Source organism: Candidatus Niyogibacteria bacterium CG10_big_fil_rev_8_21_14_0_10_46_36, assembly GCA_002772995.1.
Lineage (GTDB): Bacteria > Patescibacteriota > Minisyncoccia > 1-14-0-10-42-19 > 1-14-0-10-42-19 > 1-14-0-10-46-36.
Map to the genome: position 1 here is coordinate 167,224 of PFCO01000001.1, position 23,331 is coordinate 190,554.

Consider the following 23,331-nt stretch of genomic DNA (forward strand, 5'->3'; position numbering starts at 1 on the left):
GATTAGCAAATTTGTATAAAAATAATAATACAAAACCTCTGTTATTGTAACGAAATTGCATGAATAAACGCATACAATCTATCCTTCTCCACCCCCACCATACGATCAAAGATGCAATGAAAAAAATGGAGGAAGGAAAAAAAATCGGACCCTCAGCCCCCTGGGGTATTTGTCTTATTGTCGACGAAAAAAAGAAGCTCAAAGGCGTAGTGACTGACGGTGATATACGCCAGGCATTGCTCGCCGGACACACGCTCTCCACGCCAGTCTCGTCCATCATGACCAAAAATCCCCTTACCGTAAAAAGCGCGTCTCTTCCGAAAGATATGCTTATAGACCTTCACCACGAATTTAAAAATAGGAACGCAACAGAAAACAAATATCATCAAATAGTTATCGTGCATGAAAATGGCGCCGTTGAAGACGTGGTAACACCGTTTGAATTATGGCGACGGAGTGAACTCAAAACAAAAAATGTCGCCATCATAGGGCTTGGGTATGTCGGCCTCACTCTCGGGCTTAGTTTTGCGGATCTCGGCATTAAGGTGTTTGGTATTGATACAAGCGCGCATGTTGTAAAGCAATTAACAAAAGGGGTTCCTCATTTTTATGAGAAAGGCCTTGATGCGCTCCTCAAAAAACACATCAATAAGAATCTGTTTGTTAAAAAAACGCTCTCAAAAAATGAAAGCGACATCTATATTATTTGCGTTGGAACTGCAACTGATGAAAAAAATAATATGATATCGTCATACATTAAAAACGCGGCTCACGCAGTGGGGAAAGCGCTCAAAGCCCACGACCTGATTGTTCTCCGTTCAACCGTTGTCGTAGGAACGACGCGCGATATTGTGGTCCCCATTCTTGAAAAAGAATCGGGATTAAAAGCGGGACGCGATTTTTTCATCGCGTTCGCTCCGGAACGCACCGCCCAAGGAAAAGCACTTGAAGAACTTCGTACACTTCCGCAAGTCATTGGCGGGCTCAACAAACAAAGCCTTGATTATACCGCTCAACTCTTCCAACCTCTTACAAATACCATTATCAGCGTATCCAGTATGGAAGCGGCAGAAACGGTAAAGCTGCTTAATAACACATTCCGCGATATCAGCTTCTCGTTCTCAAATGAAGTAGCGCAGATATGCGACCGCATGAACTTGAACACGATGGAAATTATCCGTGCAGCAAATGAGGGCTACCCCCGGAACCCAATTCCTTACCCAAGCCCCGGAGTGGGAGGCTCATGCCTGGTCAAAGACCCGTACATTTTTGCAGAATCAGCAAAAAAAGTGAACTACAAAGCCCAGCTTCCGCTCGTCTCCAGAGCGATAAATCAACATATGGTTGATTTTGTCCACGAGAAAGTGCACGCGTTCTGCAAGCGAAATAAAAAATCTGCGAAACATGCAAAAATATTTATTGTGGGAATGGCATTTAAAGGAAGCCCGGAAACATCCGACATCCGTAACTCCACCGCGGTAGATATTACAAAAAAGCTTCAGCGTACATATAAAAATATTGTAGCGTATGATCCGGTGGCAACATCATACGACCTAAAAAAACTGGGAATAAAAATAGCACCCTCCCTTGCCGCAGGATTTAAAAATGCGGATTGTGTTCTTTTGCTTAATAATCACCACTCATATAAAAATATAGATATCCATAAAGCGACGCAGGCAATGAACACACCAAGCCTTCTTTTAGACGGCTGGAGTGTATTTGCGCCGCAGGATTTTGCCCACTTTGACCATATTACCTACGATGGCTTGGGAGTGGGACAACTGCCGCAGTAATAATATATGGCGCCTCATTCATACATCATCACCAACTTTGCATATGGCACGGGCCCTTATGTGCGCACCACGGAACTCGCACTCGCGGTAAACGACGAACTGGAGCGCCTTGGGCATCCGCGTTCTTCTATTGTCGTCCCCCTTATCTATGGAGAAAAACAAAAACGCATTATGCAGGAAGAGTTTTCTTTGCTCTTTGCCAAGCACCCAAAAGAGATAATTCTTGATGAAACATTCGGCTCGCATCTCAAAAAAACTTTTTATATCGGCACCGATACATACGAAACGCATCTAAACGCGTGGGCAAAAAATGCTGAAGACGCATCAAAAAAGCTAGAGAAACACATACAAGATACATACGGCAACCGTATTGCAATGATTTTGCAACGCTCCCCAAGGGTCCGTATCAATATCGCTCCCTCGTACTTTGCCTCATTCGGTTACCTGTCAGATATTTATGAGCGCTCCATAGATAATACCGATATAGCAATACGCAAAGAAACGCTTCTTCATGCCGCCGAATATGCGTCCTCCATTGAAAAAGAGCACTTGATGCACATTATCTCAACGCCCGGAACATTTTCATGGAAACACTATTCAAAAAAATACGCTGACGAAATTCTTTCTCCCCCATTGATATCGCCTTATACACATACCGAAGCGCCCGTTGAAAAAGGCATATTCGTGAATGTTACAGGCATCCCAGGCCTTGCAGGACTCTACAAGGCTGCGTTAGAGATGGAGACCCACATCTATACGAATGACACAACGACGCTCCCCCAAGGAACAAAAACTCCGTCTTCCGTTATGTTTAGCGGGAACATACTATTCCAATTTGCGCGCACGGGCTGGAGCTCGGTATGGCTCTCCCACCTTTCCGGCACCCCGTTGGTGTATCCGCAATGGAAACACACAGACGATCCCGAAATATACTTTAATAATATATGCGTCAAAACATTGGGGTTGGGAATCCCATACGAAGGCCAGCATATCGATTCCCTTATTAAAACTACTGAAACGCTTCGTGCTACAATAAAATCGTACAACGCAAAGATTTTGGACACATTCGGAACAACAAACGGCACACACTATGCTGCAAAAAAAATAGCGGAACATTTTGCAAAAAATCACTTATCACTATGAGAAAAAAGAAATACGCCATTCTCGCCGTAATCCCGGCCCGAGGTGGATCAAAATCCATACCCCGGAAAAACATAAAACCCCTTGCGGGAAAACCATTACTCACCTATTCCATAACGGAAGCGCTGAAAAGCAAATTACTTACAAGAGTAGTTGTTTCCTCTGAGGATAAGCGCATCATCCGCACAGCAAAGAGATACGGAGCTGAAGCGCCATTTGTCCGCCCAAAAGCACTCGCAACAGACACCGCCCTTGCCGTGCCTACCATCCAGCATGCTGTACGAGAAATGGAACGCCAAGAAAACACAACATACGATTATGTTGTTATGCTTCAGCCGACCACTCCGCTTCGCACCACCCGCCATATTGATGCTTGTCTCCTGCAGCTCATCCGCACGAAAGCTGATTCGGTCATAAGCGTTGTCCGCGTATGGGACAAGCACCCCTACCGCATGAAAACAATAAAGCGCGGGCGGCTCGTAGACTTTGGGAAAGAAACAAAAGAGAATATGCCCCGCCAAAGCCTTCCTCCGGTGTACTTGAGAAACGGGGCGATATACGCATGCAAAAGAAATGTACTGATGCGGCAAAACAGTTTTAAGGGAAAAGATTCCCGCCCCTACATCATGACAGAAGAAGAGTCGGTGAATATAGATAGCGTTTTAGATTTTCAGATTGCCGAACTTCTGATAAAAAATCGACGAAGCAAGCGTTAAAATATTTCTTTCCCGAACAGCGTAAGCACCTTTCGCAATATAGAAAATATACGGCTCTCATAACGATATGTGTACTCCGGAATAACATCCCCCCCGAATGATTGTTTGAATTGAGCAATCCCCTTTTTTGCGTTTTGAGAAAAATTAATCCCTCCCAAATCAATCGTCGTGTATCCTTTTTCTTTGCCGTACATACATATCTCCCACACAAGACGGCGGGTAGCATACCCAATGATGCGCGGATCCATGTCTTCGTCTTTGCGCAAAGACGCTATCGTCTTGAAACGCAGAATGCCATCAGCACGATACGAAGCAATGGATACAATCATTTTTCCCTTCCAATAGGCATTTGACAGCAGGCATTGGCTAAACTCCCGTTTAAGGGAAAGAAGCGCGCCATCAACAGTCTTTGCGTGAGCATACACGGCATATGACTCGCGGCGGTTGGTGTCATCTACCCTAAATGTGAGTTCCGGAATGTGCTCGCTTTTCCGTATCTCATTGCGCGTATTTTTTTTGAACCGGGCAAGAATAGCATCGGGGGCATCTGTAAGCGGAATGACTGCTGTATGCTTTTCGGTACGCGTACAGCCTCGGGGTGCTGCGCATTTTACATACGAAACAAGATATATGTAGTGATGTTTCTTTTGCAGAGACGCGAGCTCACCCGCAGTAACCGTATGCATCACAGTACGGATATACGGGAGACCACAAAGAGAAAAGTGAGGCAATAATTCTAGGAGCCTTTGTTTATGCTGTTGCTCGTCTATTTGTTGCATGCAATAACGTAATGAAAATCGCGCGTTTTGAATAAATAGGTATCGTAGTGCCCTATCTTAATATCGGAAAACTGCCCATATATGTTTCGTATCTCGTCTTCGCTATCAAAACAATACAAAATAGCGTCTTGTTGCGAAGGTGTGCGCGAAGGCCGGTATAAAGACGGGGCTATCTCTTCTGCGCATAAATTATGCTTTGTAGATACCATGGATGATAAAAATTGCCCGCCCGATTTCAATACGCGAAACACCTCGGCAAGCGACTCGGTGAGCGTTTCGCGTGAGTTGTAATACAATGACTGCCATGCAACCACCACATCAAATGTATTGTCATCAAACGGGAGTCTGGGAGAATCAACCCGTTTAAACTCCGCATTAAACCCAGATTTTGCCAGAAGCTCTTTTGCGTGCGCGATCCGGTTTTCCGCAAGTTCAACGCCAGAACACATAAACCCCTCCTTTGCAAAATGTAAAAGATCCTGACCTTCGCCAAACCCAATAGAAAGAAGTTTTTTGCCCTTACCGTCAGGAAATAAAGCTTTTTGCGCCTTTATGAGATGTATGTCCGGATGCATGCCATGTATGGCCATATGTTCCCATGTTTCGGCATTTCGCTTATAAATATTTTTTTCTGAAAATGACATACTAGGCATTCTGAAGAATAAAATTGGCTAATCGTTCTGATGACCTTCCGTCTATCTTGTAACACATCTTGTCCACGAGATCCTTGCGAAGCTCTCTATCCTGCCCCGGGTCATCCAGATATGCCCTTATCTGCGCGAATAACTCGGGGAATGATTTAATCACCTTTACACTCCCTGTATCAAGCACATGGCGAAAATGCGCAAGATCTTCCCAACGCCTTACAGACTGGTGATACGGCCGTTTTTTATACCCGTCAAATCCTATTGTAAGCACAGGCTTATCAAATATTGCCGCCTCTATTGCAGTCGTTGAAAAAAGGGAAATAACTACGTCTGCGTGGTACATCATATTCACATAGTGCAAAAAATTATCCATGCTATTTGTATTGTCTATCCAATTTATGAAAACATTCTGATCTTGCTCGAATTGCAGATACTTTGCCTTTTCGCTTGTTTGCGGATACGGACGCAGCAATAGCCGCACAGAAGGTCCAAAAAAACCTTTCGATATCTGGTTGGAGATTGCTTGCAAAATATCCGGCTCGTCAGCCGCATATACGCTTCCCGATACAAAAAGGATGACTTTGCTGTCTCCCGGCATGCCCATCTTCTTTAAGAATTCATCTCGCTGTATTACATGGCGCTCAATACCGTAATAATTATCCCATTGCGGAAAGCCAACCACATCAACCTCCGAAGACTTGTACCCCTCATATTTGACTGCTTCTTTTTTCATTGGCTCGTTCTGCACCGCAAGAACATCCGTTTGCACGGGTACAAAATATTTATTGAAATGGTCCCACTTTGAAGGCATCCCCGCTGTTTTTATATTCCGGCGTTTTGCTTCGGCCGCTATTTCTATATCGGGGAAATGCGCGATATCAGAGCAAAACACAAGATCAGGATTATGCGTATCAAATAATGCTTTATACGGTCGCTCAGTAAAAATCTTTTGATAGAGCCACGGAACTACATTCCGTTTTATTATGTTAAATTTTCCAAAGGTATGCGCTATAACCCATTTTATAACCCATAAGTGTCTGTTCCCTCCGGCGGGAGGCGCATCCAGCCGGTCGCCAACAGTAGCAAGCAATTTCGTAGTGCCAGTAAATACCAGATATGAATAGAAAAAATGAAACGCGCGCTCAAGCCGCGTTTTGGGACGAAAATAAGATATATTCTCTATCACTACATGCGGCATATTTTTTAATTCTTCCGCAGAAAAAAATTCGGGCAATACTTGAGAGCGCCGCAGTATGACAATATTATGGTCTCCACGCAAAACAAGTTTCCGGACAACACTGTCCGGAGGCAAAAAAAGGTTTCGGAATACGTGCACATCGTACACACTGAAAAAAATTGTTTTTTTCATACGCTCGCTTTTACAAAAAGACGTATGAGGGCATCGGCGGTTTGCGCCCAAGAAAGCTTTTTCTCAACAAACGACCTGCCGTTTTTTCGGAGAGTATTGTATAGCTGTGAATCAGAAACCAGTATCTCTATGCTTTTCGCCAAAGCTCCGACGTCTTTTGCACTAAATAAAACAGCATTTTCCTTGTCTGTCAATACTTCTGATGCCCCTGCGGTATCCGAAACAATAACGGGCATCCCACAAGACATTGCCTCAAACACCGCCAGCCCCCAACTTTGCATGTGATTCGGAAACAGGAAAAGATGATGCTTATGGTATTCTGCCAAAAAATCTTCTTCGGATATCTCTCCCGTAAAACGCACACGCTTCTGCAGACCTAAGCGAGCAACAAGACTTACGAGCGATGCATAATATTTTTCATTGCTTTTTGTGCTTCCGGAAATAGTGAGCGTCGCATTGTATCCCCTCTGCACTAAGAGACCGAGTGCAGATATGCCGTCCTCGAAACGCCGGTGCGGAAAAAATATGCCGTTCATAAAAAGTGACACCGTTTCTTTTGTAGGCGGGATGCGCTCTTGGTATGAAAAATAATTAGCATCAACGCCGTTCCGGATTATCGTTGCGTTTTTCCCAAAATATTTTTTTGCCCATTTCTTATCGCGCTCATCCAGCACGGCAATCTCGTTCTGCGCCTTAATAAACTTATGAGCATCATAGGCATCATATACCCGGTAAAACGCGCGCTTTACAAGAGATACGCGGAGTTGCGAATCTAATTTTTGTGCGCGGAGCATCATAAATTGTTTTGTCGGCATGTCATGCATCACCCATACGGAAGGCACATTTTTTGAGCGCTCCTTAAAATAGTACGCAACACGGTAACATACATGGTCATGCGGGTTCAGTATGTCTGTATCCTTATCAATAAGGTCAGCGAGTTCTTTTGATGCGTCGTTCTCACGGAACATCTGCCCGAACGAGCGGAATATATTGACTATGCTCCACGCGCTCCGATGCTTGTACGTAGGGAAAAAATCCAACGAACGCACATCCATGCCCTCAAGCAAATCCGCAAAGCAATCTTCCTTTGAATAGAGAAAGGTGTAGAGCACCACTTCGTGCCCTGCTTTTTTGAGCTCCCGCGCAACATATAAGACATGACGCTGGACACCTCCGCGTGTATTCAATTTTCGCACTATCATAGCTACCTTCATAGATGTTGGCCTATTTCAATATATCTATTATAGCAATAAAAAAGCCTCGTACGACCTGTACGAGGCTTTGTTTTTACGCTGTAAAAAGAACGCCCTGGGACATATAATTTTCACATATGCCTGCCTCATTAATGAAAAAATGCAGGCGATCTTTTGTGCCGAGCTTATACCCGCTCCCCGACTGATTCATCGGCCCAAACTGATGCTGTCCTGCCACCGCACCGATAATCTCGCGGTTCACATATATCAGCCCTGATTTGCCGCCAGTAACCATGCCGCGCACAAATTGTTTTTTTTCCTCTTCGCTTTGCGAATAAATCCCTGCGGTGATATGCGGATATGCATTTGCAAGCAATATTGCTTCTTTGAGCGTACCTGCAAAAAAGATAAATAGAACCGGTCCGAATATTTCTTCACCCACCAAAGGCGAATCGTGCGGTATACCCTCAAATATCTGCGGCCCGATAAAATATCCGCATTCTTCCATGTGCGAGAGATCAACTGCTAAAAGCGGCTGTTTAATCTCCGCGCAGTCAGCAATCCGTTTCTTTATACGGTCAAACGCATTTCTATCAATAACCGCATTGTAATTATATTTTTTCTTGCGATTCGCCGGATGGCCGTATTCCAAAGAAGATGCGGCATCAATAATCCGCGATGTTGCCGATACGGAAAATTCGTGTTTGGGTTCTGCAACTATGATAAGACGCTGCAACGCGGAACATTTTTCTCCTTGCTGTTCCCACTTTGAACGCAACACAGCCTTAATAACATCATCAAGGTTTGCGCTTCGCGTAACGATCATCGGATTGTTTGCGCCAAGCTCCGGCTCAAACCGCTTTATGCCATAGGGATACCCATACGGATCATCCGCAACGGATAACGCAGCCGCAGTATTTATCTTATGTCCTACGCTCATAGAACCGGTAAAGCAAACACCCGAAACAAAACGATGCCGCACGAGCGCTTCACCAGTATCACCGTGCCCCGGAAGATACGCGATAAAATCAGCCTCCATTCCTGCGCGAAGCAAGAGACGCGCAAGGTAATATCCTATTATTGGGGATTGTTCTGCCGGCTTAAACAGCACGGGACATCCGGTCAAGTATGCTGCAAAGATCTTTTCGACACTAAGCGAAAATGGAAAATTCCATACGCTTATTGCCGCAATCGGTCCTTTCGGGAGCGGAATGCGAATGTTTTTCTCCGACACAAGATCCGGACGCGAATACACCCGCACAAACACATCATCAATATGCCGCAGGTATAGTTCGCCAAAATCAATCGCCTCTTCTACCTCTCCGAGCGCTCCTTTGATCGATTTTGAAACCTCATGCGCTATAATCGTTGCTATGTGATAGCGCTCTTCGCGTATGAAAGATACCGCATTTCTCACCACATGTTTTCTTCTGTGAAGCCATCCATCAAAATCATCCCAGAATAATTCCTGACTCTTTCTGAATGCCTGTTCGGCAACGGTACACGCGCGCGCCAGAAGTTCAGGTGTTGTTTTGCATACTTTCCCGAATATCTTATAACAATCCGCGGGGTCGTATACTTCGATATACTCTTTTGTGTAATACTCCTTGCCTCCTATGAGTATGGGGCAGGGTTTCAGCATATCTAGTCTTTTTGAATCAATATAGCGAACCGCTTCTTCTATGCGTGCATGCACCTTGGGATTGGAAAAATCTTCTTGCGGCTCATTCCGGAATTGTTCTTCTCTGTATTTCATTTATTCCCTCCCGGGGAGCGCCTGGATTCCTTTTTGCAGGATATCTATAGCGTTTTTCATTTTCTTGCCGTGAAAACGTGCAAGGAAACTTTCGGAGCCTGTGTTGTCGTCAACGCGGCGGATCAAGAATCCTATACCTTGCGCAAAGCTACTTGTTAAAAGAACCGGCACATAGAAACGCACCGGAAGCCCGTTCGGAATAAGAGCCTGCTCTGCATACGGCTCGCCCATTCCACGGATAAGCTGGGTTTCGTAAGAACCGTGCACAAGCGCATGAAGGATGTGGTCGACATTATGAGTCCCCGACACCATATGCAGTCCTTGCCTAATACCCTCAATGAAACAGGCACGAAAATTCCTATTCGTGTCTTCTTTCACCGTCCAGACAGGAACATGCCATCCGCGTAATTCCGCCAGATACTGTTCAAATGAATGGTACGCACCGAGTACTAAGCGGACCCATAATTCATCTCCGTAGCGGTAATGCAAGCGTGCGAGCCTATGGATTATCTCAAGCGAATCAGTAGTATATGACTGCAATACACACCGGGCGATTGCGCCGTACTTTTTATAGTACCGCTCAAACACGCGGAGCTGTATCTCTCGGTAATCCCGTTCAAGCGCATCAAAGAATATATTGAATCCTGTTTTCTGTGCGAGCACAAAGAATGGCTCAAGCCGGTCGCATATCATATCAACCGAATATTCAAGCGAAAGAGGATCAATCTGGGAATACGCCGCTGAAATTTTTACCGACGCGCTGACATCATACGATGCGTCAATTCCGTATTTCGGAAGCCCAGAAAACAAACGGCAATAATCGTCTACATATTTCTGCGCTTCTGTTTCGGAAAACACCGCGTCTCCTAAAATATCCAGATTCACTTTTATCTTCTTCTTATGGTATCCGCGTATTGTCCGCGATATGCTCGAAAGATCATTCCCGCCAATAAAGCGGCCGGCAAAAAGCCGGAACCCCCAGTGAAGCTCACGCGCAAGCATGCGGGAAGACAAACGACCCGATGCAAACAGTGGCGCGAATGTCCACGGAAGCCTGTCATGGACAGGCTCAAGCACTTCGTAAAATGCGTCCCGAATATCTCCCGCATCATTCGTCTGGGAAACAATCGTCGTCATCTGCATAAGGCGCGAGGCAACTTCTTTGTCGCCCAAAAACCAATCCATTGGATCCACGCCCATACATTCTAATACATTCATACTATTCCTCCTTGTCCGCAAAATCATGTATTTCAAGGGCGGGTTATTGTAATGTTTTCAAAGTATCTCCGGAACACTTTTTATTAAAAGTGCCAGGCAAACTGCACAAACAGTACCACACTTTTCCCAAAAAGAAAAGCCCCTAAGGGCTTCAAGCTATTGGCACTCAGCACACTATCATACCCCGAATTTTTCTTTCGCATTCAAAACCGTTTGTCGCGCCGCACCTTCAAACGACACTTCTTTGAGCTCCGCTATTTTTTTAACAACCTCTTCTACATATGCCGGCTCATTCCGCTTGCCTCGGTGGGGTGCAGGAGTCACATAGGGCGCATCAGTTTCGGAGAGTATCCGGTCAAGCGGGATATGACGCGCAACTTTATCGTAATCGTGCACGAATGTTATCACGCCGCCGAATGTAAACGAAAATCCGAGCGACAAAAACTCATCGGCAACCTCGCGTGAACCTACAAAAAAATGAACAACGCCATTCGTTGCGCTTTTTTCACGGAGTATTTCAATAATGTCCCTGTATGCGTCGTCCTTTTTTGAGGGACGGCAATGAATCATAAGGGGCTTAGAAATGGCCTTCGCAATATCAATATGTTTGCGGAAAATATTTTTTTGTTTTTCTTTTATGGCGTCTATATCGCCTTCAATCCGATAATAATCCAGGCCGCATTCGCCAATTGCTACTACCTTTGGGTGGCGCGCAAGTTCTGTGTATTCTTCAACGCTGAATTCTTCTCCCCTACTTGTAAATCCTTCGCCTCCCCCTAATTCCTGCGGATCGTGATACGATGCATCGGTATGAATCGGATGAAGCCCTACGGTTGCATACACCCCGTCTTCGTATTGTTCCGCGAGCGCAACTGCCTGTTTTGATGTGTCTTTTTGGGTACCGACATTTATTATCCATATTCCCTTTCCGCGCGCACGCCAAATAACCTCGGACACATCATCCTTAAACGCAGCAAACTGCATATGCGTATGAGAATCAATCATCTTTGGAATTGACATACAAAAATCATTATACTAGAATCAACAAGGATTTTAAACGGGGGTATGTGATTATATGGGTAAAGAACTAATGCCAACAAGCGGGAGAGGCAGTAAAGAATCGTACGCAACATGGGCACACCCAGGCGATATCCAGTGCGAACATACAGATACAGGAGTGTTGCTTACTATGCGCCAACCCAAAAAAGCCTCTTTCGCAGTCCAAAATGAAAAAGGATTTTTGCTTGAAATCTTTACGGATCCCAAAGAAAAAACAATAAAAATCCTCAAAAGGAAAGACACGAAAATTATCATTGAAAATATCTGAAGCAAAAAAAACGGCTCTCCTGGCCGTTTTTTATTTTCTCGGGAAGAGCCCTTCTCCCATCGTCACGCGGAATACATCCCTTGTTTTGTAATCCTCGGGAGCTGCGCCAAAAATAGCAAATATCTTTTCAGATGTCGCGGGCAAGAACGGACGCACCATATCCGCAAATGCTAACGCGCCATATACTGTGTGCCATAATACCGCCCGCGTTTTCTCTGCGTCGGTCTTAATAAGCTTAAACGGCTCATAATGCTGGATAAACCTATCAAGCTCTCCTAAAAATCCCCACGCGATATCAAGCGCCCGCGAAAATTGATACGCATCAAGTGCTTCTTGGTACTGCGGGCGGATATATTGCTCAAAGGAAAACGGCACGCTGAATGTTTCTATATTCCCTCCGTTCACTTTATGTTGGCGCAAAAGTTCAGAAGATTCCTGGAGCGGCACCGCGTCCAACAGAGCGCCTTCAGGTTTTTTAAAATCTTCCCCGAAATATTGGGTTATCATTTTTGCAACACGCGATACATAATTGCCGAGCCCATTTGCAAGATTTGCATTATACGCATCAACAAACCGCTCCTCTGTAAAGTCACCATCCTCAAACGGCTCTATCTCGCGGAGCAGAAAATACCGGAGCGCATCTGCGCTAAACCGACGCATAATATCAAAGGGGTCTATCACATTACCGATTGTCTTCGACATCTTTTTTCCCCCTGATGTAATAAATCCGTGCACAAAGATGGCCTTCGGCAACGAAAGACCGGCGGATAAAAGCATTCCGGTCCAAATTGCTGCATGAAATCGCAAAATATCCTTTCCAATAACATGGAGGTTCGCGGGCCAATACTTCTGGAAATGCGCATCATCTTCGCTTCCAAACCCGAGCGCTGAAATATAATTTGAAAGCGCGTCACACCACACATACATCGTCTGCGTGTCATCTCCCGGGACCGGCACCCCCCACGGAATATCTTTCGCGGGACGCGAAAAGCTTATGTCCTGGAGCCCATCATCCAAAAGCGCCATAATTTCGTTTTTACGCGATTCAGGAAACACCGTAAGCTCTCCCTTTGCAATGAGTTCTTTTATCTTTTTAGAATAACGGGAAAGTTTGAAATAGTAATTTTCTTCTTCAAGTAATTCAGGCTTCTGGTTGTGATCAACGCACTTGCCGTCAATAAGATCCTTTTCGGTGATAAAGGCTTCGTGTCCTACGCAATAGAGCCCCTTATACGTCGCCTTATAGAGATCGCCTTTTGCTTCTATCTTTTTCCAGAGCACTTGCGCACCTGGCCAATGCCGCTTTGTATCCGATGTCCGTATAAAATCCGTATGCGATATGAAGAGCTCTTCTAATAGCTTTTTGAACGTGGCGGCATTTGCATCAACTAGTTCTTGCGGAGTTTTCCCTTCCTTTTCAGCGCTTCGCGCTATTTTCGCCCCATGCTCATCCGTGCCCGACAAAAAAAAGACATCATCTCCTTTGATGCGTCTCCATCGTGCAATGACATCTGTTTGTACCGCTTCAAGAGCAAATCCTATATGAGGCGGCGCGTTCACATACGGAAGCGACGTTGTAACATAAAATTTTTCCATACGTTACGTAGTATGCTTTTCTGCCATTATATCATTTGATATCTCCACGATAACAACGACAATGGGAACTGCTAAAAGAACTCCCGCAATACCGCCTAACTGTGCGCCAATGATCATCGACAAAATGACAAGCGCCGGATGAACCCCTATTGCCTTACGCATAACAATAGGATAGACGAGATTGTTCTCTATCTGCTGGATAATAATGTAGAGCGCAAGCACCAATAGCCCCAGGATTGGCTCCTGCAAAAAAGCGAGAATAACCGCGGGGACGGCAGCAAGTGTTGCCCCGAATATCGGGATAAGCTCAAATACTCCCGCAAGTATGGCAAGCGAAAGCGCAAAATCAACCTGCAAAATAGCAAGTCCCAAAAAGCTCATAACGCCTACAAGTACTCCCAGCAGTATTTGTCCCCGCATCCATCGCCCAATCTTTCGCTTTGAGCGCTTCCATACATTCAGCACATAATCTTCATAATTAAGCGGGGTGATAATACGAAGGAAATTTTCTATTCCATTTTCCTGTACGGACAAGTAAAAAGATAAAACTACGATTACAAGCAACGAAAGCGCGCCACCGAATATCCCGGATACAGTTTGGAAAAAGTCCCCCGAAAATCCGGAAATAGCCTGGGAGAGCTCTCTGCCGATTGAGCCGAGGATGCTTCCGATAGAAGACGGCAATGAGGGAAAGTACTGGGCAAGCACCGTAGGCTCCGTAACATTTTGAATGAATGTAGGAATATCCGTTGCAAGGCTTGAGAATTCAGAGAAGAGCGGCGGCACGACGAGCGAAAATGCCGCAGTAAGCACTATAACCGCAAGGATATATGTAATAAGTACGCCGATAACCCGAGGTATCTTTCTGTCTGAAAACCATATTGCCGCAGGCTCAACTGCCGACGCGATAACAACGGAAAAAATTGCTATCGCAAGAATATTCCGGATGATATACAAAAAAGCAAAAAGTAACAGAAAAAGAATGACACGCAAAATGGTGCCGCTCCCTACTTCAATTATCTGCTTGCGAGACTCCATACAAACTACTTTTTATACCGCGAAGCATGCTTGATGAGCGTTGAGAGATTCACTGATGCCCGCGGCCCTACGAGCGCGAAATTTATTTTTTTAGGATTAAAAACATCGCGCGCTACTTCTATAATATCATTCTTGGTTACTTTCTCAAACTCCCGCAAGAGCTCTTCGGGGGGTTTTATATCCTTATAAAAAAGCTCCCGCTCAGCATAAAATTGCGCGATGTCATCAGATGATTCAAACGAAAGCGCAAGCGAGCCGCGCAGATGGTCTTTTGCAAATGCCAACTCCTCATCGGTCGGCCCGGAGAGCTTGAGGTCAAACATTTGTTCGAGCATTTTTTCTGCAGCCAGCTTTACCGAGCCGTGCGTAACACCTGCGCGTGCAAGGATATACCCGGAATCCGTATACGATTCAACACCGGATTGCACATAATAGGCAAGGCCGAGCCGTTCGCGTATTTCAACAAAAAGCCGGGAGGACATTGTGCCGCCCAAAATATCGCTCAACAGACCGAGCGCATACTTCCGCCTGTCGTACATATCATACGCCCGCGCCCCCACAACAAGATGCGATTGTTCCGTTTTTTTCGTAAATATTTTTTGCGCAGGACGCACCTGATGTTCTTTGACTGCGACCTTCCCCCTCGGGCGCCCTCGCTTGAATGTGAAAAATGCTTTTCGTATTTTCCGGAATGCAGTATCGCCATCAATATTCCCCGCAACAACAACAACGCTGTTTGTCGCAACATACTGGCTTTCCCGGTATTTTATAATATCGTTGCGCTTAATGCCGCGCATAGTTTCAGCGGTTCCTCCGATTGGCCATCCAGAAGGCTGGTTCCCGTAGAGCAGCTCTTCCCATACATCAAAGACCTTCCGCTGAGGCATGTCTTCGTACATTAAAAGCTCCTGGATAATAACACCGCGCTCTTTCTCTATTTCTTCCTTCTGAAAAAGCGGATCAAGCAAAATATCCGCGATAATATCAAGCGATGTATCAAAATGCTTCGCGGCGCTCTTCACCCAATATCCTGTCGTCTCTTTGAGCGTAAACGCATTAAACTGCGCGCCCATCCGGTCTAATTCCCGCGCAATCTGCTCGGGACGGGGACGCTTTGTAGTCCCCTTAAAGAATAGGTGCTCCAAATAATGCGAAACGCCGTTTGTGCGGAGGGTTTCGTACTTAGATCCGGTCTTTACGAGCACCAGCAATGTTACCGCCTGTGTCGCTTTCATGGGGGCTACAATAACACGAAGACCGTTGGGGAGCGTTTTTTTAAAAAATGATTTTTTCTTTTTCATAATTATCCGAGCTTTTCTTTGATATATGAAGCAATAGCATCAGCGGGTATCCGTTCCTGCTCCATAGTGTCCCGGTCGCGTACTGTCACCGTGCCGTCTTCAAGCGTATCGTAATCAACTGTAATACACCACGGCGTTCCTATTTCGTCCTGTCTCCGATACCGTTTGCCTATATTGCCGATATCATCCCACGCAGCAGACATATCCTTCCGCAGCCCCTCGTACACATCCCTTGCCTTTTTTACGATGTTCTCTTTATTAGAAACAAGCGGGAATATTGCAACCTGATATGGTGCGAGTTTTTTGGGAAGCTTAAGAACGGTGCGGACATCTTTTTCTTTCACTTGCTCTTCAGCATATGATTCTGCGAGCACCGCGAGAAACGCGCGATCAAGCCCGAATGTCGGCTCTACTACATGCGGCAGCTCATGCGTTTTTGTCTCCTCATCAAAATAACGGATGTCCGTGCTGCTCCCCTCCATGTGGAGATTCATATCATAATCCCCGCGGTACGCTATCGCCATAAGTTCTTTTACGCCGAACGGGTATTCGTATTCAAAATCAATCGTGCGCGATGAATAATGCGCGCGCTCTCCGTCAGGCAAATCATTCGCGTGCAGTTTTTTCCGCGACAAGCCGAGGATATCCGTCCATTTCATCATTTCTTCAGACCAATATTCAAATGCCTTCTTCCATCCTTTTTCATGTACAAAATATTCAAATTCCATAAGCTCAAATTCGCGCGTGCGGAATAAGAATTCGCCGGGCGATATCTCGTTCCGGAACACTTTGCCCACTTGCGCGATACCGAACGGCAACTTCGGGTGAAGCGTATCCATGACATTTTTAAAGTTAATAAAAATGCCTTGCGCGTTTTCAGGACGCAAGTATGCTTCAGATGATTTTTCTTCAAGCGGCCCTATCCATGTCTTAAACAACATATTAAAGGGGCGCGCTTCGGTTAGCTCTTCCTTGCCACACTCTGGGCATGCCGTACCCTCTATATGGTCTGCGCGGAACCGTCCCTTGCAATGCTTGCAATCAACCAGTGGGTCCGTAAATTCTTTGAGATGGCCTGATGTTTCCCATACTTTCGGGTGCAACAAAATAGGGGCATCTATCGCATGCACATCGTCGCGGCTATCAACAAAAAAAGAAAGCCACGCCCTTCGGATATTTTCTTTCAGGCGGAACCCGAGCGGACCGTAGTCCCAGGTGCCTGCAAGCCCGCCGTACAGCGAAGAACCGGGGAATATAAATCCCCGTCGTTTAGAGAACCGTATGATATTTTCCATCTTTTCCTGATCCATACCTTTCCCGCCATAATACAAGATTTGGCGCTATGGCGCTACTTTCCAGTCGTCTTGCCCCGTCTGCGAATCAGAGCGAAGCTCTGTATTTTGTGCGGGTGCTGTTTCGCGTATAGGAACTTGAGTGAACGCATCTGTTCCCTCCGCTATAACTTCAGACACAATAATGGGACGCGCGCCAACATCGCCCGGCGCAGGAATGTACCCAATCTGGAACCGTATTTCACGGACCGGACGGATAATGCCCGTGCCCTGCGGAAGCGTCCCCACGGCCCATATCACCTCTCCCGTTAGCGAATTATAAGACACACCGGAGCCCTGTGGTGAAACAAGCCCCTTCCATATCACATAGGAAGGAAGTGATGCTTTGACTGTAAGATTATTAATATCGTTTGATGAATTTATAAGCGACCAAATGACAGTGTATATTGTCTCTGTTCCTACTTCTGGCGGCAACGGACCGGAACCCGGCAATACTGTGTCGTGGTACAAGGCTTTGCGCACCAACTGCAAGTCCGTACTTATTTTTATTTCATGCTGCTTAGTCGTTGCGATATCTATATTCTCAAAACCCGGCGGGCGCTGCAATGCCTCAAATGTTCCCTCAAACCGTACGAAAAAGTTCGCATCAGCAGTTGAATGGATTGGGAACGACTGCGGAGTACGGAAACGGAAATTAAATGCCCCCTCTTCACCGGGCTCAAGGAACGCAAATGGCGCATACGAAGACGCATTCCATGTTATTGTCTGGTCGGTGCCGCGGTATGTTCCGTTTGGAACAATAACCGATGCTTCTTGATATCCCTTTCCTTCGAAGCGAAGGCGGAATATGGCATTTTCAACCGGTACCGATAAATTATTCTTCCAGCGTATTTGCACATCAACAAAACTGTCAGGTGCAAGCACAATCGGACTGCCATCGTTTATAACATACAAAAAATCAAGAAATGATTTTGCAACCGTGACTGACACGCTATCAACGCCGTAAAGCACGGTAAGAATGCTATTTTCTTCCTGACCTATTTCCGCGCGGAATAATTTAGCATCAAGCTCACTTCCAGTGACAGCGCCGCGGAATGTAATTTTCATAGATTCCCCGCGCTCAATGGTGCCAAGTGCCCACCGATTGTCTCCAAATGACGGCACTGGGTCTGCGGTACGAAATGAAAACCCCTCCGGATACTGGAGCACAAGCGTTGCGTTTTCTAGCACATCATCGGCTTGCGAAGATATCTCTACAGTAAATTCCGCCTCATCTCCGGAATTAATTATTTCGGGAGCGGTCAAAAAAACTGAGAGCGGTGATTGAGTTATCCGCGTCTGTCCTTCGGATTCGTTCGCCAGAATAACATTGGATCCGGCAGCGCGGTATTCAAGCGTCGCACGCGCAGTTTTGATACTGTCCTCTTCTCCGAAAAGAAATGCTTCAAATGTCTTTGTGACTTCTTCTCCCGGACGAAGCGGTCCGAGTGATATCCGGCGCCGGAGCGTTTTGCGGTCTTCTTCAGTCACCGGGCGGGCGCCATCAGGATATTCAAATATGAGGTCAGCGACTTCGAGCGCGCTTTCTGTTTGGTTGCGCACATGCACTTCCCACGCAACAAAATCCCCTCCGGCAATCTCGCGCGGCGCATCAACGGATATTTCGGCACCCTCAAGAGAAACGCCGCCACCACCGGATAAAACAACCCACGCCGCAACGCCCATAGTAACCAACGCAAGAACGCCGCTCCCGATAAGGAAGAGTTTGAGATAAGACATTTTTTTGGGCAGATGTTTTTTTTGCTTTGCCATTTCTTCTTCTTTTATATCCTTCCAATCGTGCGGAGCCCGGTCATGCAACGGAGCCAATTCCGGGCGCTGTATGCGCTCCTGTCCGTATGATTCTCCCCTGCCATAAATACGCTTGCGCAGCCGCTCAATAGAATCGCCGGGAACATAGTCTGAATTATTGCCGTCAAGTTCTTCATTCATAGCTTACATATATAGTATATAAAAATTTGCACGAACGCGGTATCTCGCTACAGATGGCTTGCACGAATGCCCTTACTGCACACTGTTTGCAAAATATTCTCTTCGTTCCCGGTGAACGGAACATTCCAATTGTCTGCACGCAGCAGCCGGCGGATATGTTCTTCTTGCTCGTCGACATAGCCGAGATAATAAAGCATGCGCGCCTGGAAGAGCAGTTCAATAGACACCGGCACGCCGTGTTCGTTGCCCACATTCGTTCCCTGCAAAAAATGGAACGCAGAAAGTAATGCTTCCCATATGCGCATATCGCGCTCTTCTCCTTGTATAACCCGCAACAGAAACCTGCCCATGCGTCCCGCCATAAAAAACGCTTCCTCCGAAAATGAATATGCGTGCTTTTCCTCGGCATCAATCAGCCGCGGGAAAGCTCTTCCGAGTACAAATGATACCCGGCTATAAGAAAATAACTGCAGATGACTTTTGAGCTTTGAGGATTGCGCCCGTACGCTTTTCGCAAACACGCGCACAAGTCCGAATTCTTTTGTGAATAACACATACATCCGATCAGTCTCCCCGATATCAAATGCATCAAGCACAATGCTATCAGTATGGTATATCAAAGCCGACATGCCTATCTTTTTACAAACCCTATCTCAAAATAATAGTCATCTACCTGAAGCGATGTTTTCATAAATAACTGGTGTGATAATGCTTCACGGACGATTGCATGCGCGCCCACCCCCTGCTTAATGTCATGTTCATATTGAGATAATATTTCTTCCCCTTTTTCATCCGTACCAATATGCAGGATGATCTTGTCTTTTGGCGTAAGCCCTGCTTCTTTGCGCATGCCCTGTATCTGCCTGGTGAGCTCTCTGAACGCTCCCTCCTTTTTCAATTCCGGAGTAAGTACAGTATCCAGCCGTACCGCTTCTTTCATCTTTGCATCAAATAGCACCTGTTTTACATTCACCTCTCCCGCGATAAGCTCGTGCAATGCTTTCTTTTTCTCAATATGATACTGTGCAGTACGGATAGTAAGAGATGCTAACGGCTGGCGTACCTTTATTCCTGCTTGCGTGCGCGCTTGAAGCGCTAGGGAAACGATCTCACGCACTTCCTTCATATCTTTAATAAGAGTTTTTTCTTTTACAGTAAGCGTTTTATTTTTTGGCCATGAGGATTCGTGCACGCTTCCGCTCTTTTTCATACGGGCGGATATCGCTTCGCTCAAAAATGGAGTGAAGGGCGCTGCGAGCGTTGCTGCCGCCTGAAGTACATCGCCGAGGACATACACTATCTCTTGCTGTTCCGCTTTTGAACCGAGCTTTACCGCATCGCGAACCCTGCGCACATACCAGCGTGAGATATCCTCTCCGACAAATTCTTCAAGCACGCGCGCAGCACGCACAACATCATACGCTTCAAGGTATTCGGTTACTTCGCGCGTCACCTCGTGCAGACGGGCATACAGCCAATCGTGCAGCGTAAGCGTGGGGCGCGTTATTTTTTTGACAGACACTCCTCCTTGTGCGCCATCCCAGTATTGAAATACATTCCAAAATATCATAAGAAATTTGCGCGATGCAGCTTGCACGTCTTTTTCTTCAAACAACTTTTCATCCCACGGCTGGTTGAGTGTATAAAAATACCACCGTACCGCGTCTGCACCGTACAAAGAGAACAGTGAAAACGGATCAACGGCATTGCCGCGCGACTTGGACATTTTCTCTCCCTTTTTATCAAGCACCAAGCCCATAGTAATGACATTTTTATAGGGCGCCGGCAGATGCATAAGAGAAGACACCGCGAGGAGCGTATAAAACCACCCGCGCGTCTGGTCTATACCTTCGGCGATGTAGTCGGCAGGATACGGAATTGTCTTTTTAATATCCCGCGCGCCCACCGTTTTGCTTTTTATCTTTGCCCAAAACTTTTCGTTCTGCGCATATGGCATTGAGCCTGAATCAAACCAAACATCCGCAACATCAGGGATGCGGTGCATTTCTTCGTTGCATGACGGACACCGAAGAACAATATTGTCGATATATGGCCGGTGAAAATCAAGCTCGCCGCGCGTAAAACTATACGGCCAGTTATGCAGGCGGAGTTTTTTTACCTCTCCTGTGTTTGGATACCACGAATCAAAAAAGTCCTCTTCTTTTTTTCCTTCAAGTGCGGCGTACAATTCCCACAACGGATCGCCATGCGAAACAACAAGTATGCGTTTGCCTTTGTGGCGCGTAATAATGTCACGGATATTATTCATCATACGCACACGGACATCACGCATACTCTCTCCATTGGGAAAGGGTGTGGCAAAACGCGTTTCGCGCGGAAAGATTTTATTTACTTCTGTTATTGTTTTTCCGGTATAATCGCCGACATCAATATCGTGAATGCTTTCTTCCACCTCCACGGGAATACCATCTAATTCCTTAGATACAATATGCGCTGTGTCTTTCGTGCGCTTAAGCGGCGAGCAGACAATAACATCTATTTTTCCTTTCAGCGCACGCGCGGTTTGCTGCGCCTGCTTTTTTCCTTTTTCAGTCAGCTGGTTTTTCTTGTCTGTCTTTGGAGTTGCTGGCCCCACTATCCCCGCTTTGTTATGCGTTGCTTCACCGTGCCGCATAACATACAGCTCTGTCGTATCCGGCATTGCGCGTCTATCTAAATCATCCAGAGACGAAACAATCTCATGCGAATCGCATGACGCACATGTCCATATCGGGAGCGGCATTCCCCAATAACGCTCACGGCTGATTGCCCAATCCACATTTTCGCGGAGCCATTCGCCAAATCTGTTCTTTCCTACAAAGTCCGGATGCCACCCAATTTTTGCATTCTCTTTTTGCATAGCGCTTTTCACCGCGGTTGTACGCAAAAACCAAGAATTTTTTGCGTAATACATAAGCGCCGATTTGCACCGCCAGCAATACGGATAATCGTGCTCATATATTTCTTTTTTAAAAAGAAGTTTTTTTTCTGCGAGATCCTTGGTAATAATTGCATTCGCATCAGAAAATATTTTTTTATCCCAGGCATAACCGGGTGTTTTCATTTGCCCGTCTTCACCTACGGTAACAAGCGTCGGCAAATCGTGCTTTTTTCCCACCCGTTGGTCATCAGCGCCGAACGCGGGTGCTATGTGCACAATGCCAGTTCCATCTTCCGTTGTTACAAAATCGTCCGCAATAACCGTATATGCATTTTTGTGTTTTTCTTTTGTGGGGTAGAGCGGTTCATACGCCATCCCCGCAAAGTCATTCCCCCTTTTTTCTTCTCCGCCAGAATACTCTTCGCCTAAGCTAGAAATACGGTCTTTGCCGAGAATGAGCTTTTCTCCGTTGTGCGTTACTGTTACATACACAGCCTTAGGATTCACTGCCAACGCAACATTCCCCGGCAATGTCCACGGAGTCGTGGTCCACGCCAAAAAGAATGTATTTTTCTCCCCCTTCACCGGAAACTTTATATAGAGAGAAGTATCTTTCGTTTTTTTATACCCCTGCGCGACTTCGTGCGACGAAAGGGAGGTTTCGCATCGAGGACACCACGGCAATACTTTGTAATCGCGGTATACATATCCATTACGCGCAATCTGCCCGAATACCCACCACAACCCCTCTATGTATTCGTTCGTCATTGTGACATAGGGATGTTCAAGATCAAGCCAATAGCCCATCCGTTCGGTCATCTTTTCCCAGTCCGCTTTATATTCAAAAACGTTCTCACGCGCGGTCTCAACAAACTTTTCAAGTCCGAGTTCTTCTATCTTCTTTTTGGTATGTACATTCAATTTTTTCTCAACTTCCATTTCGGTCGGAAGACCGTGCGTATCCCAGCCGGCTTTACGCGGTATAGCATACCCCTGCATGGTGCGGAACCGTAATATAACATCTTTGTAAGCGCGTGCGAGCACATGATGAATGCCCGGCCTGCCGTTCGCGTAGGGCGGACCTTCATAAAATACAAACGGTTTGCCTTTCGCCGTTTTTTTGACAAGCTTCTTGAATGTGTCATTTTTTGCCCAATACGAAAGAATCTCCTCTTCTATCTGAGGAAATATCGTTTTGGGGACTCGTTTTTCTTTTTTATCCGTATCTGCCATTTCCTTTATTTTATAGAAAAAAAGATAATAAAAAAAGCCGTCTCTCTATATGTAAGAGAA

Annotated in this window: 18 protein-coding genes; 4 read left to right on the forward strand and 14 right to left on the reverse strand. The window is 46.0% G+C overall.

All coding sequences use genetic code 11. The annotated features are described in order from the left end of the window. Nucleotides 1-59: 59 nt before the first annotated feature. Genes COU47_00910 through COU47_00920 form a run of 3 tightly spaced genes read left to right on the forward strand, consistent with a single transcriptional unit; the run spans nucleotide 60 to nucleotide 3,649 of the window. Nucleotides 60-1,793 carry a nucleotide sugar dehydrogenase gene (locus tag COU47_00910; protein PIR69978.1) on the forward strand — a complete coding sequence of 578 codons (1,734 nt, stop codon included), beginning with the start codon at nucleotides 60-62 and terminating at the stop codon, nucleotides 1,791-1,793. Nucleotides 1,794-1,799: 6 nt separating this feature from the next. After that, nucleotides 1,800-2,936: a hypothetical protein gene (locus COU47_00915; GenBank protein PIR69979.1), complete on the forward strand. Its 1,137-nt coding sequence runs from the start codon at nucleotides 1,800-1,802 to the stop codon at nucleotides 2,934-2,936. Then, nucleotides 2,933-3,649 carry an N-acylneuraminate cytidylyltransferase gene (locus COU47_00920; GenBank protein PIR69980.1) on the forward strand — a complete coding sequence of 239 codons (717 nt, stop codon included), beginning with the start codon at nucleotides 2,933-2,935 and terminating at the stop codon, nucleotides 3,647-3,649. Before COU47_00915 ends, COU47_00920 begins: the two co-directional genes overlap by 4 nt. Here the strand turns inward: COU47_00920 and COU47_00925 are convergent. The 7 genes from COU47_00925 to COU47_00955 form a co-directional block, all read right to left on the reverse strand. Next, on the reverse strand, nucleotides 3,646-4,428 hold the full coding sequence (locus COU47_00925) for a hypothetical protein (GenBank protein PIR69981.1): 783 nt from the start codon (nucleotides 4,426-4,428) through the stop codon (nucleotides 3,646-3,648). The genes COU47_00920 and COU47_00925 overlap by 4 nt on opposite strands. After that, the gene (locus COU47_00930; GenBank protein PIR69982.1) at nucleotides 4,416-5,081 is read right to left on the reverse strand and encodes a hypothetical protein; all 666 of its coding nucleotides are present in this window, start codon (nucleotides 5,079-5,081) and stop codon (nucleotides 4,416-4,418) included. The genes COU47_00925 and COU47_00930 overlap by 13 nt, the downstream gene beginning before the upstream one ends. Continuing rightward, entirely contained in the window at nucleotides 5,074-6,444 is a 1,371-nt protein-coding gene (locus COU47_00935) for a hypothetical protein (protein ID PIR69983.1), read from the reverse strand. The genes COU47_00930 and COU47_00935 overlap by 8 nt, the downstream gene beginning before the upstream one ends. After that, entirely contained in the window at nucleotides 6,441-7,658 is a 1,218-nt protein-coding gene (locus COU47_00940) for a hypothetical protein (GenBank protein ID PIR69984.1), read from the reverse strand. Before COU47_00940 ends, COU47_00935 begins: the two co-directional genes overlap by 4 nt. Nucleotides 7,659-7,731: 73 nt before the next feature. Beyond that, nucleotides 7,732-9,393 (reverse strand): hypothetical protein, encoded by a 1,662-nt coding sequence (locus COU47_00945; protein PIR69985.1) that lies wholly within the window; start codon nucleotides 9,391-9,393, stop codon nucleotides 7,732-7,734. Next, a complete protein-coding gene (locus COU47_00950) occupies nucleotides 9,394-10,647 on the reverse strand; it encodes a hypothetical protein (GenBank protein ID PIR69986.1) in 1,254 nt (417 codons plus the stop codon). A gap of 141 nt (nucleotides 10,648-10,788) precedes the next feature. Then, complete coding sequence (locus tag COU47_00955; GenBank protein PIR70014.1) at nucleotides 10,789-11,616, reverse strand: hydrolase TatD; 828 nt, start codon at nucleotides 11,614-11,616, stop codon at nucleotides 10,789-10,791. Between the two features lie 85 nt (nucleotides 11,617-11,701). Between COU47_00955 and COU47_00960 the strand changes: the two genes are divergently transcribed. Continuing rightward, nucleotides 11,702-11,938, forward strand: coding sequence for a hypothetical protein (locus tag COU47_00960; protein ID PIR69987.1), 237 nt, complete (start codon nucleotides 11,702-11,704; stop codon nucleotides 11,936-11,938). A 30-nt stretch (nucleotides 11,939-11,968) separates the two neighbouring features. Here COU47_00960 and COU47_00965 read toward each other — a convergent pair whose 3' ends face one another. From COU47_00965 to COU47_00995, 7 genes are read right to left on the reverse strand one after another with little or no spacing between them, the layout of a single operon-like run. Continuing rightward, nucleotides 11,969-13,534, reverse strand: a complete 1,566-nt coding sequence (locus COU47_00965; GenBank protein ID PIR69988.1) for a methionine--tRNA ligase — start codon at nucleotides 13,532-13,534, stop codon at nucleotides 11,969-11,971. 3 nt (nucleotides 13,535-13,537) lie between these two features. Beyond that, nucleotides 13,538-14,572, reverse strand: coding sequence for a hypothetical protein (locus COU47_00970; GenBank protein ID PIR69989.1), 1,035 nt, complete (start codon nucleotides 14,570-14,572; stop codon nucleotides 13,538-13,540). A 5-nt stretch (nucleotides 14,573-14,577) separates the two neighbouring features. Continuing rightward, complete coding sequence (locus COU47_00975; GenBank protein PIR69990.1) at nucleotides 14,578-15,873, reverse strand: hypothetical protein; 1,296 nt, start codon at nucleotides 15,871-15,873, stop codon at nucleotides 14,578-14,580. Between the two features lie 2 nt (nucleotides 15,874-15,875). Further along, complete coding sequence (locus COU47_00980; GenBank protein PIR69991.1) at nucleotides 15,876-17,183, reverse strand: glycine--tRNA ligase; 1,308 nt, start codon at nucleotides 17,181-17,183, stop codon at nucleotides 15,876-15,878. Nucleotides 17,184-17,213: 30 nt separating this feature from the next. Continuing rightward, the gene (locus COU47_00985; GenBank protein PIR69992.1) at nucleotides 17,214-19,157 is read right to left on the reverse strand and encodes a hypothetical protein; all 1,944 of its coding nucleotides are present in this window, start codon (nucleotides 19,155-19,157) and stop codon (nucleotides 17,214-17,216) included. 47 nt (nucleotides 19,158-19,204) lie between these two features. Then, nucleotides 19,205-19,786 carry a hypothetical protein gene (locus tag COU47_00990; protein ID PIR69993.1) on the reverse strand — a complete coding sequence of 194 codons (582 nt, stop codon included), beginning with the start codon at nucleotides 19,784-19,786 and terminating at the stop codon, nucleotides 19,205-19,207. Nucleotides 19,787-19,788: 2 nt separating this feature from the next. Continuing rightward, nucleotides 19,789-23,271 (reverse strand): isoleucine--tRNA ligase, encoded by a 3,483-nt coding sequence (locus COU47_00995; protein ID PIR69994.1) that lies wholly within the window; start codon nucleotides 23,269-23,271, stop codon nucleotides 19,789-19,791. Nucleotides 23,272-23,331: the final 60 nt, after the last annotated feature.